This is a genomic window from Oscillibacter sp. (assembly GCF_028693505.1).
Lineage (GTDB): Bacteria > Bacillota > Clostridia > Oscillospirales > Oscillospiraceae > Oscillibacter.
The window spans coordinates 1-13,988 of the sequence record NZ_JAQUVF010000019.1; the positions used below are offsets into that span (position 1 = coordinate 1).

A 13,988-nucleotide genomic window follows, 5' to 3' on the forward strand; every position below is an offset into this window, starting at 1 on the left:
TTGAGGCCGTACTTCTTGCGCTCCTTCATACGGGGATCGCGGGTCAGGAAACCGGCCTTCTTCAGGATGGGACGGTTGTCCTCGCTGGCCAGCAGCAGGGCGCGGGAGATGCCGTGGCGCAGAGCGCCGGCCTGGCCGGACACGCCGCCGCCGGTGACGGTGGCAACGATATCCATCTTGCCGGTGTTGCCGGTAGACTCCAGGGGCTGACGGACGACCATCTTCAGCGTGTCCAGACCGAAGTACTCTTCGATGTCACGGCCATTGACGGTGATGGAGCCGGTGCCGTTGGGGAACAGATGGACGCGGGCCACGGAGGACTTCCGGCGGCCGGTACCATACAGATAAGGCTTCTTAGACTGATACATTCTCTTTACTCCTCCTTATTCGACGTCCAGAGCGACGGGCTGCTGGGCCTGCTGCTCGTAGTTGGCGTCAGCGTAGATGTGCAGGCGCTTCAGAGAATCCTTGGCGACGGTGTTCTTCGGCATCATGCCGCGAATTGCTACGCGCATAGCAACGTCGGGCTTCTCCTGCATCAGAATGCGGTAGGGAGTTTCCTTCAGGCCGCCCACCCAACCGGAGTGGGTGCGGTAGATCTTCTGGGTGCCCTTGTTGCCGGTGAGCACTGCCTTGCCGGCGTTGATGATGATCACGTTGTCGCCGCAGTCGGCGTTGGGGGTGAAAGTGGGCTTGGTCTTGCCGCGCAGCAGGTCGGCAGCCCGGACAGCGGTCTTGCCGAGGGGCTTGCCGGCGGCGTCCAGGATGTACCACTTGCGCTCAATGTTGGCCTTGCTTGCCATAAAAGTGGACATGGTGTTTCCTCCGATAGATATATTTGTATTTGCTTTACAAATTAAGAGCTCCGGGTTAAAATCGGAGCAAGGTTATTTATATCACGGTGGACAACTTCTGTCAACTGTAAATTCATTTAACAATATGAATTCTTTTGCTTTCTTCGATTTTCTTTAAAATGCTCTCAAATGCTCCCACCCTGTTTTTGGATTTTGGAGGTGGACGATGAAACGAGAGACCGTGGAGCGGCTGCGTTTCCTGCTTTTCAGTATTGTGGTGCTGCTGTTTGCGGCGGGTTATCGGCCAACGATCTATGGAAACGACCCGGCGTCCATTGAGCGGTATATCATGGAAACGGCCGGGGAGCGGCTGGGGGACCATGTGGAGCTGCTGGCGGTGGAGGATCGGGGCGAGGACCGCTTCGTGCTCTTCCGCCGCCAGCAGAAAAAACCGGACGATGTGTGGATCGTCCGGTTCCGGCAAAATGAAGGCGGGAAGTATGAGGCGTACAGCTCACGCCGTCCATACAGCATGTACTGCGCGCGTCCGGGCAGCCGGATCTACACGGAGTTTCTCACCGGCTGGGACGATGACCGGAGCGTTTATTTTGTGGGCTGGAGCGAGAATCCGAAGGTGGAAACACTCTGGCTGCGCTTTGATGAGCAGCCGGAAATGACGCTGCCCATCAAGGAGAATCCGTCTTTGACCATTCTGGAATTTCAGGCCGGGTACGGAGGATTCCACGCAAGCCATGAATTTCGGGACGCCCAGGGGAATGAAGTATAATATGTACTAAAGAATCCACTGCGTCAGCAGCAAAAGCACGAAACCCGGCAAACCGAGGACGCCGATGACCAGAGCGTTCCAGACATTCAGCCCCAGAGCGATCCCCGTGACGCCCGCCGTTGCATTCACGACCCAGAGAGCCAGAAAACCAAGAAGGGTGTTGCCCAAAAGACGCAGCGCAAGGCGCAGCGGCGCGCGAAAGACCCGCAGCAGGGCAATGAGAAAAAAGCCTGCCAGCAGGCCCGCAATGATTTTTTGACTCAGGTCCATGCGCTGTCCTCCTCCAGACGGGCGGCAGCCGCGGCGGTCTCGGGGCTCCGCTCCTTGATGACGCGAATGAGATAGTTGCATCGTGCTTTCACAGCACTGATCTGATAGACACAGGATTCCACCAGCTCCGGGTCCAAAGCCTGATTGAACTGGCGATAGGCGAAAGACAATTCCCTTTGCGCCTCCAGCAGCTCCGCCTTCAAAGCAATCAGCTCGGGATCTGGCACGGTTTTTGAGGAAAAGAAAAGCGATTTCATGGCAGCGTCCCTCCTACCCTACGTTTATGGAGAGTTTGGACAAATATGCCAGTTTTCATACGGAGGAGAAAAGAAACCATGGAAGAACAGGAACGCTATATGGCCCAGGCGCTGGAGCTGGCCCGGGAGGCGGCTGCGGCAGGGGAAGTGCCGGTGGGCTGCGTCATCGTCCGGGACGGGCAGGTGGTGGGCCGGGGCCGCAACCGGCGGGAGGAAAAACAGGCCGCCGCCTCCCATGCCGAGATGGAAGCCATTGCGCAGGCCAATGCGGCCCTGGGGCAATGGCGGCTGGACGGGTGCGAGCTGTATGTGACGCTGGAGCCGTGCCCGATGTGCGCCGGAGCAATTTTGAACGCCCGCATCTCGCGGGTGTGGTACGGAGCGCGGGACGAAGCCATGGGGGCCTGCGGCGGCGTGACGAACCTCTTTCTGGAGTCCTTTCCAAACCCGCCGGCGCTGGTGGGCGGCATTTTGGCGGAGTCCTGCCGGGCGGTTTTGGCGTCGTTCTTCGCGGCGCTGAGAAAGAGCAGAGAGTCGTCATAATGTCTGTGCGCTGCAAAAATTTTACCGGCAGGGACCGGGCGATCCCGCGCTGCGCGGGATCGTTTTGGCGAAAGATCGTCTATTATTTGACAATATTTCCGGAAATAAAAAAATATTCCCCCGAATTTTTGGTTCGCCGGTAAAAAGCAAAGAAGGAAACTGTTTATATTTAACAAATGTGACAAGGAGAGGTCAAAAAAATATTGCACATTGACCATATCTGTGCTATCGTGTACTTAACAAAAGCGATGGCGCGGGCCAAGACCCCACAGTACAGGGACAAGTGGGGACAAAGCAAAAAGGTGCGCCGGACGAAGATGGCAAACAAGAGACATTCCCCAATGGCAGGTTTGTTGTTTGCCTCTGTTTTTTACCAGTTTCGTAAGCGCTTACGAAATGCGCTGAAACCGGTGAAAGAAAGTCGAAGAAAGTTTTTTGAAGGCGGTTGTGTCCCGCTGCAAGCGGACGCTCGTTGCCGCTCTCTTTTTTCCCTTAGTTTCGTAAGCGCTTACGAATAATGGCGAGAGGTGTCGAAATGAAAACGAAAGAGACGAAGCTGACCATCTATGATATCGCACAGGAGCTGCAAATTTCCATTGCCACCGTCAGCCGCGCGCTGAACGGGAAAGAGGATGTCAGCGAGGATACCAGAAAAAAGATTTTGGAAGCAGCGGAGGAAATGGGCTATAAAGCCAGCAAAACAGCTGCCAGCCTCTCTCGGAAGGAAAAACGGTTTGCGGCGCTGTTTCCGGATTTGATCCACGATTACGACAAGGAGGTCCGCAGAGGCATCCAGAAAGCGCTGGTGGATTTGCAGGACTATCACGTGAGCATGGAGATGCTGACGATCCCCAGCGAGCCGGCAGCCTTTGCCGAGCGGCTGCAGGAGATGGCCTATCTCGGGTACGACGGCGTGCTGCTGGTTCCGCCGGAGGGGGAAAAAATTCTCTCGGAGCGGATTCGCCAGCTGAATCTTGGGAAGATGGCCGTGGTCACCATGACCACGGATCTGGATAAGGACGGCCGCCTTTTTACCGTCCAGAGCAACGGCCTCGTGGCCGGGCGCATGGCGGGCGAGCTGCTGGGAATGGTGCTGGGGCGGGGGAAAAAGGTGGCGCTGGTCACCGGCCAGCTGACGTCTCAGGTCCATATTCGGACCGCCGAGGGCTTTCTCGCGGAGGTGGAACGCCAGGGCTTCTCCTTTGCGGGGATTTACGAGCACCACGACATGCCCCAGCGGGCCTACACGCTGGCGGAAAAGCTGATGAAAGAGCACCCGGATCTGGACGGCATCTACATGGCAACCGCCAACTCGGTGGCATTTTGCAACCATCTGGTGGAAATGGGCTACGGCGGAAAGCTGAAAATCGTGGCTTCCGACGTGTTTCCGCAGATGATCGACTTTTTGAAATCCGGACTGGTCCTTGCCACCATCTTTCAAAATCCCTATACGCAGGGCAGGCTTGCCACCAAATATCTGTTTGAGTATCTGACGGAGGGCAGAAAATTTGAAGGGACGGAGATTCTGCTGGACCCGCAGATCGTTTTGAAAAGCAATCTTGAGCTGTATGAGAAAAAGCTGCGCGGCGCCATGAACGAGGACATTTTGATCTGAGACCACAACCTGGAAAATACCGGAGAATGCGGGGAAGATTGATGAAAGGAAGGAGGGGTTGCACCCAAAATACGAAAGGTGGGCGGGACTGTCCCGCATAATGGGAACCGCAAAGGGCGGCAGAGGGCGCCGCCGAATTGTCTTGATAGACTCCAAAGCGGCCACAGCGTACATCAGTTTCAAGCAGGCAAAAGATACCCCCCACATCTCTCTTCGTGTTTTGAAAAAGCTCTTGCATGAACCCTGGACGAACAAACTTGGATATGCTGCGCGGAGGACCCCAAGAGAGGAAGCGCCGGGCAGCGGAAAGGTATGGTCATGAAAATGAAAAAAAGCTTGAAAGCGTTGGCACTGGCACTGGCACTGGTCATGACGATGTCCCTGGCGGGCTGTGGGTCCAAGGAGGAAGCCCCTGCCGCCAATCCTGAAAAGCAGGAGGGCACGGCGGAGCCGGCGAAGGACTTCAACCCCGAGGACTACTACGTTGCCATCTGCATGGACAACATGAACCACCCCGTCCACCGCATTGTCCAGCTGGGCTTTTTGAAGGCCGCCGAGGCGCTGGGCTATACCAATGCGAAGGTCATCGGTACCGAGGGCGGCGACACCAGCGAGGCGTTTGCGGCGGCGGAGGCCTTTGCGGCGGAAGGCGGCAACGGTCTGCTGCTCTGGTCCGGCGACTCCAGCGGCTATGAGACCATTGCCAGCTGCGCAAGTCAGGGCGTGGTCGTGGGTATCCCCCACTTCAACCACAAGCAGGCGGACGGCAAGTACCCCGAGGGTCTGGCCTTCAACATGGCCTGTGACCCCACGCTCTACGGCAAGCAGGTCGCCGAGCTGATGGCCAAGAATCTGGACGGCAAGTCCGGCAGCGTGGCGCTGACGCAAAACACCAAGAACGTGACGGAAAACGCCGCCACCGATTCCTTTCGCAAGACCTGGGACTCCCTGAACGGTACTTATGATCTCGGCAAAATCACCGTGCTGGATGTGCAGCTGGAAGGCGGCGTGGTGGATGCCGCCACAGCGACCAACCTCGCCATCATTCAGGCGCATTCCGATATCATCGGCGCCTTCGGCACCACCGGCAACTCCCCCATCACCTGGGCGGACGCCGCCACCAAGGCCGGTAAGGCAGACGGCGAGATCTTCATCGTCGGCATGGACTCCACCGAGGCCAACCTCGATTATCTGGAGGCCGGCAAGGTGCAGGCCATCGTGGCCCAGCCCCTCTATGACGAGGCTTACAAGACCATGGAATATCTGGATACCATTTTCCGCGGCGGCACCGTTCCGGAGTGGACGGATCTGGAAGCGCCCGTTGTGACGGCAGACGGCGAGGGCAAAAACGGCATGGAGTTCCATCGCGAGATCGCCAAGCAGGTGCAGGAATTCTTTAAATAAGAAACGCGGTTGAATCTCCCGAGAGGGTGTTACAAGGGCTCTCCCGGTAACACCCTCTCAGCATTCACAAAGCGCGTTGCAAGGTGAACGGAAGCACACGGACCGGGGAAGGGGAAGTTATGGAGACGAACTATGTGCTGGAAGCCGTAAATATCACAAAGCGGTTTCCCGGCGTGCTGGCAAACGACGCGGTTTGCCTGAACGTCAAATACGGCGAAGTACTGGGTCTGATCGGCGAAAACGGCGCCGGAAAGTCCACGCTGCTCAAAATGTTAAATGGGATATACCCCAGCGGTTCTTATGAGGGATCGTTGGTTTTGGAGGGGACGGAGATTAAGCCGTCCAGCCCGCTGGACGCCATCCGTCAGGGAATCGGCTACGTGCCGCAGGAGACGAACGTGCTGAAAAACTTCAGCGTGGCGGAAAATATCTATATGTCGAATCTCCGTCTGGAATCGTTGCAGGTCCAGGGCCGTCATTCCAAAAACCCGTTTGTGGATTTTGGAAAACTATATCAGGCCTGCACGGAGCTGCTCAAAGACAATAAAATCGATTTGGACCCGAAGGCGGACGTGCGGAAGCTGTCCGTCGGTCAGCAGCAGATGCTGATGATCGCCCGGGCGCTGGCGACCAAGCCGAAGGTCCTCATTTTGGATGAGCCTACCACCTCCCTTTCCGCCAGCGATGTGGAGAGCCTGTTCGAGGTGGTGCGAAACTTAAAAGAGCACGGCACCAGCATCATTTTCGTGACCCACAAGCTGGAGGAGATTCTGGAGCTGACCGACCGGGTCACCATTTTGCGGGACGGCAGGAATATCAGTACCTATAAAAAGGCGGAGTACGACACCATGCGGATCATCGCCGATATGATCGGCCGCCAGATGTCCGACCTGTATCCCACGCGAGACAACCCCGTCGGGGAGGAAATCTTCCGGGTGGAGGGCCTCACGGTGGAGCATCCCTACATCGCAAACCGGGATTTGATCCACGAGGTCTCCTTCTCCGTCCACTCCGGCGAGGTGCTGGGCCTTGGCGGGCTGGTGGGCGCGGGCCGGTCCGAGGTGTGCTCGGCCATTTACGGCATGATGCCCCTGAAGTCCGGCAAAATCTTTCTCGATCAAAAGGAAATCCACATCCGTACCACGGAGGACGCCGTACGCCACGGCATCAGCATGGTCAGCGAGGACCGCAAGCGCTACGGCTTGAACTTCAGCTGGGACATCCAGAAGAACATCGTCATTTCCAATTTGAAGGCGGTGAGCCACGCCTGCTTTGTGCTCCGGCAGAAGATCAGGGGGCGCGCGGAGCCTTATTTTCAGGACCTGCGCATCAAAGCGCCCAGCCTCAATACCCGGGTCGCCACGCTTTCCGGCGGAAACCAGCAAAAGGTGGTCATCGCCCGGGCGCTGAACACGGAGCCGAAGGTCATCATCCTCGACGAGCCCACCAAGGGCATCGACGTGGGGTCGAAGAACGAAATCTATCAGCTGATCAATCAGCTCAGCGCCACCGGAGCCGCCATCATCATCATCTCCTCCGACCTTCCCGAGCTGATCGCCATGAGCGACCGAATGGTAATTATGGCGGAGGGGCGGGTGGCCGGCGAGCTACAAAAGGACGAGGCCAAGGAGATCCGGATCATGCAGCTGGCGACCAAGACCTTCCGGAATGAGGAAAAACGGGAACAGCAGGCGGCGGTTTGAGCGCATGCCTCCGAAAATCGAATGATGCTGCGGGAAGGGCGCGCCGTCGTTTGCGCTTCGGGCCTGCCGGGCAGCGGAAAGGTGCAGTCATATGATGAGACTAAAAGAAAGAAACGAGCGTTCGGGACTCGGGCTGAAGCTGCTGCTGACGCCGGAATTCGGAATTTTGATCCCGATTTTAATCGTATGCGTCATCACAACCATTTTGAAACCCAACTTCCTCACATGGAAATACATCTCTTCCATTCTGGTGGGCAGCGTTTTCATCGGAGCCGCCACCATGGGAGAATCGCTGGTGATCATGGCAGGCGAGATCGACCTGTCCGTGGGCATGAACGGGTGCCTGGCGGGCGTCATGTGCGGCATTGCCGCCAGCCAGTGGGGGCTGGGGTTGGTCCCCTGCGTGCTGATCTGCCTGCTCACCGGCGCGGTGGTGGGGGCGCTCAACGGCGTTTGCGTCTGCTATCTGGGCCTGAGCAGCTGGATCACCACGCTGGCCACGCAGTTTATCTGTCAGGGCCTTGCGGTGACCATCTCCCAGGGAGAGCCGCAGTCCATCGCGTCGCTTGGATTGTCCTCCGTCACAAGAGCCAAGCCCTTGGGGCTGAGCTGGCTGTTCTTCGTCTTTGTGCTGCTGATCGTTTTGCTGGATGTGCTGATCCGGCGGACCCGGTACGGGTACTCGCTGCGCTCCGTGGGCGGCAATCAGGAGGCCTCGGTGATGGCAGGGCTGAACGCAAGACGCATCAAGCTCATTGCCTTTATCCTTGCCGGTACGTTTGCGGCGGTGGGCGGACTCTTTGATACGCTGAACGCCGGCGCTGCCAACGCGGCATTTGGAAGCGGCAGAGAGTTCCGGGCCATCATCTGCTGCGCCATCGGCGGCATTTCCATGACCGGCGGCGCGGGCTCCGCCTTTGGCATTGCGCTGGGCGTGCTGCTGTTCCACACGCTCTGGTACTGCCTGCGGATTCTGGACGTCAATACAAACCTGCAGCTGGTGCTCATCGGCCTGATTCTGGTGCTGTCCGTCATTATGGACATTCAGCGCAAGCGGCTGGAAGCACGCAAGCTTGTCTGACCCGGGCTGGAAGGAGGATGAATGACAATGAACGAGCAGACGATTCAAAAAACACAGACCGGGGCGCTGCGGCGTCTGACGCGGACAGACGAATTCGGCGTGCTGATCCCGCTGATTATCATCGTTGCGGTGACGACGGTGCTCCGTCCCGCCTTTTTATCCGTGGGCAACTTCTCTTCCATGTTCACGCAGCTGACCTTCATCGCGCTGACGGCGCTGGGCGCCAGCTTCCCCCTGATGGTGGGACAGGTGGATATTTCCACCGGCAAGGTGGCGGGCTTTGCGGGGATCATCATGTCCTCGCTGGTGGTGGACCATGGCATGGACATGTTTCCCGCCATCGTGATCGCCATGGCGGCCTGCCTTGCGGTGGGCGTTCTCAACGGCGTGCTGGTGGTTTACTGGAAAATCCCGGACTTTGTGGCCACCATGGGAACGCTCTATATGGTGGGCGGCGCACGGTATCTTTTCGTTAAGGGGTATCAGTTTTCCCTCGCCACCCAGGAAAGCCACAAGCTGGTGGATGTTTTTGACGGGCGCTATTTTGGCATGCCGATCTACGTATGGATCATGGTGGCCATCTTCGCCATCGTGTTTGTGATCATCAAAAAAACGCTGTGGGGCCGCAGACTTCTGGCGGTGGGCGACAACCGGGAGGTGGCCATCCTCTCCGGCATCCACGCGGATAAGATGCGCGTGCAGGCGTATATCATCTCCGCCGCGCTCTCCGCGGTGGCAGGGCTGCTGCTGACGCTGGACGTGGGCGTGGGTCTGCCGGAGACCGGAGACGGCTGGGAGTTCCGCGCCATTGCCGGGTGCGTGGTGGGCGGCGTCAGCTTAGCTGGCGGCAAGGGGTCTCCGCTGGGCGTGCTGATCGGCATTTCGCTGGTGTTCGTGGCGGAAAACGCCATCATTTTCCTGGGGTGTCCTGCCACCATGAAGGTGGCGGTGCAGGGCCTTTTGATGGCAGCCGCTGTTTTGTGCGACCTGTACCGGCAAAAGAGGAAGGTCGCGGCGTAAAAATCCCAAAGCGGGACGGAGTGGCCCTGCTTGCGTATGGAAAAAAGACCGACGGGTGAAAGCGTACCACCCAATTTTGATGTGAGGAGCGAAAATCATGCAGGTAGATTTAAAAGATAAGGTCGTTCTTGTGACGGGAGCCGGCGGCGCCATCGGCGGCGCCATGGCAAAGGCCTTTGCCCGCAACGGGGCAAAGGTGGCGGTGGCGGGGCGGACGCTTGCCACACTGCAAGCCACGGTGGATGAAATTACGGCCGCGGGCGGCGCCGCCGCTGCGGTGATTGCCGATGTTGGCAACAAGGAGAGCGCCCGGGCAATGATCGAGGAGACCGTGGGTCTCTTCGGCGCTCTGGACGTGCTGGTGAATAACGCCGGCATCAACGGCGGACCGGAAGAGCGCAAGCCCATCCACCAGTACTCCGACGAGCTTTGGGAAAAGATCATCAACGTGGACCTCAACGGCGTGTATTACTGCTCCAAGCCCGCCATTTTGCAGATGGAAAAGCAGGGCCACGGCGGCAGTATCATTAACATCGGCTCCATCGTGGGCCTTGCGCCGCTGCGGCTCCAGTGCGCCTTCACCGCCGCCAAGGCGGGCGTGTTCAATCTGACGAAGGCCATGGCGCTGGAGCTGGCCCCGCTCAACATCCGGGTCAACGGCATCGCGCCGGGGTCCATCATGTTCGAGGGGACCAAAAAGCTTTTCTACGCGGACGCGCAAAAGGCGGAGGCCATGATGTCCCACATCCCCATGCACCGCCCCGGCGAGCCGGAGGATATCGCGGGCATGGCGTGCTTTTTGGCTTCGGACGACTCCGCCTATATGACGGGGACCGTCAACGTGGTGGACGGCGGGTGGATTTGCGGCTACACCCGAGACTTTTAAAAGGAGAGAACGCGCTATGAAAGTATTGGTAGCGTATCAGCCCGGCGAGCTGCGGATGGTGGAAATGGACCGCCCGGTGCCCGGCCCCCGGGAAATTCTCGCAAAGGTCGCCCACTGCGGCATCTGCGCCACGGATGTGGCTATTGCGGCGGGGACGCTGAAGCTGGGTGCGGGCATGGACCCCATCTATCCCGTGCGCATCGGGCACGAGTGGTCCGGCGTCATCGTGGAAACCGGCAGCGAAGCGTGGCGGCTGAAGGTGGGCGACCGGATCATCAGCGACACCGGCTATTCCTGCGGCGAGTGCGAGTACTGTTTGCGGGGCGACTATCAAAGCTGCGTCAACGGCCGCGCCATCGGCACCACCGGCGCGTGCTGGCCCGGTGCGTTCGCGGAGTACATGCTCATGCCCGAGCGGCTAACCTACAGGGTCCCGGACAACGTGCCGCTGGACGAGGCGGCGCTGGTGGAGCCTTCCAGCATCGGCCTCTACGGCCTGACCCGCTCCCAGATGGGACCGGGGCAAAATCTGCTGGTGGTGGGCACCGGGCCCATCGGCCTTGGCGGTATGGCCTGCGCCAAGGGAATGGGCGCAGGAAAGGTGATTCTGGCTGGGCGGAAGGACAAAAAGCTGGCCGTGGGCAAGACCATGGGCGCGGACGTGCTGGTGAACACCACCCGGGAAAATCTTTTTGATGTGGTGATGCGGGAGACGGGCGGCCGGGGCATGGACGTGATTTTGGATACCACCGGCTCCGCGGAGCTGTTCAACGACATGCTGGAAATGCTGCGCCCCAGCGGAACGCTGGTCATCCCCGGGTTCTATGAGCAGGAAATTCCCTCCGCCAATCTGGACCGGCTGATCGCCAAAAACTGCACGCTGGTGGGCGCGGCGGGCACGCCCAATATGGGCCGCCCCATTCTGGATCTACTCTCCAACGGGCATGTTTCCCTCAAGCCCATGATCACCGACCGCTATCCCTTTGAAAAGGCGCGGGAGGCCTTTGCGGCGGTAAAGGAACGCAACGACAGCCGCATCAAGATCATGGTGGATTTCTGAGCGGTAAGCGGCTATGAAGCAGTGGAACCCCATGCAGGACCGACCGTCCTGCATCGCGTACTACGGCAATATGGCGCAGGCGGCATCTTTGCGCCGCTGCACGCTCAGCGACGGAAAGGCCCGGGGCGTGGAGGCGGTGGACGTGCGCACCGGGGGCGGGCTGGAATTCACCGTCCTCCCCGGCCGGGGCATGGACATTGTGGACTGCCGGTACCGGGGCGTGCCGGTTTCCTACCTCTCCAAGGCAGGCGTCACGGCCCCCGGGTATCATGACCCCCGGGAAAGCCAGTGGCTCCAGAGCTTTTTTGCGGGCATGGTGACCACCTGCGGCCTTTCCAATGTGGGACCGGCCTGCGTAGACGAGCACCCCGTTCTGGGGCCGGTGCCCTACGGACTCCACGGCGACATCTCCAACACCGGGGCTGACAACGTGGGCACGCGGGAGGCGTGGACGGCGGGGGGCTACACCATGGAGGTGACCGGCCGCATGAGCGAGGGACGGCTCCACGGGGAGCACCTGACCCTTCGCAGAACGGTGACGGCCCGCCTTGGCGAAAAGCGCTTCTTTTTGCGGGACGTGTTCACCAACGAGAGCGCCGCACCAAGCCCGCTGCTGTTTTTCTATCACATCAATATCGGTCACCCTATTTTGGATGACGGGTCCCGGCTGCTGTTGCCCGTGGGGCGCGTCTGGGCCGAGACGGAAGTCTCCAAGGCCGGGATGGAGGGGTACGACCGTTGCGGCGGTCCCCGCCCCGGCGCGCTAGAGCAGCAGTTTTTTCACGAACCGAAAACCGACGGGGCGGGAAAGACCGTGATGGCGCTGGTCAACGACGACCTTGCGCTGGGGCTGTACCTGCGCTATACGCGGGCGCAGCTGCCCTGCCTTGCCCAGTGGAAGGTGGAGCGTCCGGGGGAGTATGTCTTTGCGTTTGAACCGGGAATCTGCCACCCCAAAAGCCGGCGGGAGCAGCGGGAGCAGGGAACGCTCACGGTGCTCGCGTCCATGGAGAGCCGATGCGTGGACCTGGAGATCGGCATGTTGGACGGCGCTGAGGAAATCGCGGCGCTGGAGCGGGAAATTGCGGAGATCCGCAGGGGAGGAATCGGAGAATGAAGAAAAAAATTGTGGTCTTTGGCAGCTTCGTGGTGGATCTGACCGCCAGAAGCCCCCGGCTTCCCATGCCGGGGGAGACGGTTTTGGGCAGCGCCTTTTCCATGGGGCCCGGAGGCAAGGGGTCCAATCAGGCGGTGGCGGCCCATCGGGCGGGGGCGGACGTAACCCTTGTCACTAAGGTGGGACAGGACGTGTTCGGCGCCGTCGCCACGGACTTTTACGAACGGGAGCGGATGGATACCCGCTATGTGCTGAAGGATGCACACCACGAGACCGGCTGCGCCCTCATCACGGTGGATGAACACTCCGCGCAAAACGAGATCGTGGTCATCAGCGGCGCTTGCGGCTGCCTGACGGAGGGAGACGTGGAGAAGTGCCGCGCCCTCATCGAAGGGGCGGGGCTGCTGCTGGTGCAGCTGGAGGTAAACTTTGACGCGCTGTTCCGCGTCATCAAAATTGCTCATGAGGCGGGCGTGCCCATTGTGCTCAATCCCGCTCCGGCAAAGGAACTGCCGGACGAGATTCTCCGCATGATCGACGTTGTGACGCCAAACGAGACGGAAGCGCAGCTGCTCACCGGCGTGGAGGTCAAAACGGAGGCGGACGCCCGCCGGGCCGCGGAGGTGTTTCTTTCCAAGGGGGTCAAACAGGTGGTCATCACGCTGGGGTCCATGGGGGCGTTTGCCATGGACCGGGAAAGAAGCGAGCTGCTGCCCCGGCTGGAGGTGGAGGCCGTGGATACCACCGGCGCGGGGGACGCCTTTAACGGCGGCTTCGTCACGGCGCTCTCGGAGGGGGCGGACCTCTTCACCGCGCTGCGCTGGGGCAACGTGACCGGCGCGCTGTCCGTGACCCGTTTGGGAACGGCCCCCGCCATGCCCCGCCGGGCGGAGATCGAGACGCTGTATCAAAAAGTTTATGGCTGACAGGAGGAAAACAATGGAACTGTATCCGCTGGGCGTGAGAAGAGACGGCTCCTACTATACCCGCATCGAGTGGGCAAGCCATACGGAGTCGGACCCCACCTTCTGGGTGGCGAATCTGATTCGGGACGACACAGAGCGAAACGGCGGCACCTGGGGCGCCAACACCAAGGGGCCTGCCTCGGTGGTGGTGAGCTTTTTCGGAGAGAGCCAGAAGATCGGCAAAATCCGTATCTTCCGCAACGTGGGACTGGATATCAGCGTGCTGGAGGAGCTGGCAAAAGCCGTGGACCTTTACATCAGCAATACCGACGAGCCCAGAAAGCTGCGCCGGAAGGAGGACCGCATCGAGGACGTCCCGTGGACCTTCCTTGCCCACGTGGAGCTGGAAAAGGCAGAGGGCTGGCAGGAAATTTTGCTGGAACAGCCGGTGGAGGCCAAGTACCTGCGCATGGACCTGCTGGAAAACTTCGGCACGCCCATTCCGTGGACCGAGACCAGCGAACTGAAGCTTTATCCCTGACCCGG

Annotated in this window: 16 protein-coding genes; 12 read left to right on the plus strand and 4 right to left on the minus strand. The window is 59.7% G+C overall.

Going from position 1 to position 13,988, the window contains the following annotated elements:
- Both rpsI and rplM read right to left on the minus strand, forming a co-directional pair.
- The coding region (rpsI, locus tag PHI30_RS07035) for a 30S ribosomal protein S9 (protein WP_300025824.1) at positions 1–368 on the minus strand (368 nt) is incomplete at its 3' end.
- A 15-nt stretch (positions 369–383) separates the two neighbouring features.
- Positions 384–815 carry a 50S ribosomal protein L13 gene (gene rplM, locus PHI30_RS07040; protein ID WP_300025827.1) on the minus strand — a complete coding sequence of 144 codons (432 nt, stop codon included), beginning with the start codon at positions 813–815 and terminating at the stop codon, positions 384–386.
- 205 nt (positions 816–1,020) lie between these two features.
- Here rplM and PHI30_RS07045 point away from each other — a divergent pair, with 205 nt between their 5' ends.
- Positions 1,021–1,581 carry a hypothetical protein gene (locus tag PHI30_RS07045; protein ID WP_300025829.1) on the plus strand — a complete coding sequence of 187 codons (561 nt, stop codon included), beginning with the start codon at positions 1,021–1,023 and terminating at the stop codon, positions 1,579–1,581.
- A gap of 6 nt (positions 1,582–1,587) precedes the next feature.
- On the opposite strand, the gene PHI30_RS07050 is transcribed toward PHI30_RS07045, so the two are convergent.
- Positions 1,588–1,851 carry a pro-sigmaK processing inhibitor BofA family protein gene (locus PHI30_RS07050; protein ID WP_300025832.1) on the minus strand — a complete coding sequence of 88 codons (264 nt, stop codon included), beginning with the start codon at positions 1,849–1,851 and terminating at the stop codon, positions 1,588–1,590.
- Positions 1,842–2,108: a DUF2508 family protein gene (locus tag PHI30_RS07055; protein ID WP_300025834.1), complete on the minus strand. Its 267-nt coding sequence runs from the start codon at positions 2,106–2,108 to the stop codon at positions 1,842–1,844. The genes PHI30_RS07050 and PHI30_RS07055 overlap by 10 nt, the downstream gene beginning before the upstream one ends.
- A 78-nt stretch (positions 2,109–2,186) precedes the next feature.
- Between PHI30_RS07055 and PHI30_RS07060 the strand changes: the two genes are divergently transcribed.
- The 11 genes from PHI30_RS07060 (at position 2,187) to PHI30_RS07110 (ending at position 13,983) form a co-directional block, all read left to right on the plus strand.
- Positions 2,187–2,651: a nucleoside deaminase gene (locus PHI30_RS07060; protein WP_300025836.1), complete on the plus strand. Its 465-nt coding sequence runs from the start codon at positions 2,187–2,189 to the stop codon at positions 2,649–2,651.
- 535 nt (positions 2,652–3,186) lie between these two features.
- A complete protein-coding gene (locus PHI30_RS07065) occupies positions 3,187–4,266 on the plus strand; it encodes a LacI family DNA-binding transcriptional regulator (protein WP_300025839.1) in 1,080 nt (359 codons plus the stop codon).
- 318 nt (positions 4,267–4,584) lie between these two features.
- Positions 4,585–5,670, plus strand: a complete 1,086-nt coding sequence (locus PHI30_RS07070) for a substrate-binding domain-containing protein (RefSeq protein WP_300025841.1) — start codon at positions 4,585–4,587, stop codon at positions 5,668–5,670.
- Between the two features lie 119 nt (positions 5,671–5,789).
- Positions 5,790–7,373, plus strand: a complete 1,584-nt coding sequence (locus PHI30_RS07075; protein ID WP_300025845.1) for a sugar ABC transporter ATP-binding protein — start codon at positions 5,790–5,792, stop codon at positions 7,371–7,373.
- Between the two features lie 91 nt (positions 7,374–7,464).
- Positions 7,465–8,454 (plus strand): ABC transporter permease, encoded by a 990-nt coding sequence (locus tag PHI30_RS07080; RefSeq protein ID WP_300025848.1) that lies wholly within the window; start codon positions 7,465–7,467, stop codon positions 8,452–8,454.
- A 21-nt stretch (positions 8,455–8,475) separates the two neighbouring features.
- The gene (locus PHI30_RS07085) at positions 8,476–9,474 is read left to right on the plus strand and encodes an ABC transporter permease (protein WP_300025851.1); all 999 of its coding nucleotides are present in this window, start codon (positions 8,476–8,478) and stop codon (positions 9,472–9,474) included.
- Between the two features lie 97 nt (positions 9,475–9,571).
- Positions 9,572–10,360: an SDR family NAD(P)-dependent oxidoreductase gene (locus PHI30_RS07090; protein WP_300025853.1), complete on the plus strand. Its 789-nt coding sequence runs from the start codon at positions 9,572–9,574 to the stop codon at positions 10,358–10,360.
- Positions 10,361–10,376: 16 nt separating this feature from the next.
- Positions 10,377–11,420 (plus strand): alcohol dehydrogenase catalytic domain-containing protein, encoded by a 1,044-nt coding sequence (locus tag PHI30_RS07095; protein ID WP_300025855.1) that lies wholly within the window; start codon positions 10,377–10,379, stop codon positions 11,418–11,420.
- 13 nt (positions 11,421–11,433) lie between these two features.
- Positions 11,434–12,537, plus strand: coding sequence for an aldose 1-epimerase family protein (locus tag PHI30_RS07100; protein ID WP_300025856.1), 1,104 nt, complete (start codon positions 11,434–11,436; stop codon positions 12,535–12,537).
- Positions 12,534–13,463: a ribokinase gene (gene rbsK, locus PHI30_RS07105; RefSeq protein WP_300025858.1), complete on the plus strand. Its 930-nt coding sequence runs from the start codon at positions 12,534–12,536 to the stop codon at positions 13,461–13,463. The genes PHI30_RS07100 and rbsK overlap by 4 nt, the downstream gene beginning before the upstream one ends.
- A 13-nt stretch (positions 13,464–13,476) precedes the next feature.
- On the plus strand, positions 13,477–13,983 hold the full coding sequence (locus tag PHI30_RS07110) for a hypothetical protein (RefSeq protein WP_300025861.1): 507 nt from the start codon (positions 13,477–13,479) through the stop codon (positions 13,981–13,983).
- The last annotated feature ends 5 nt before the right edge of the window (positions 13,984–13,988 follow it).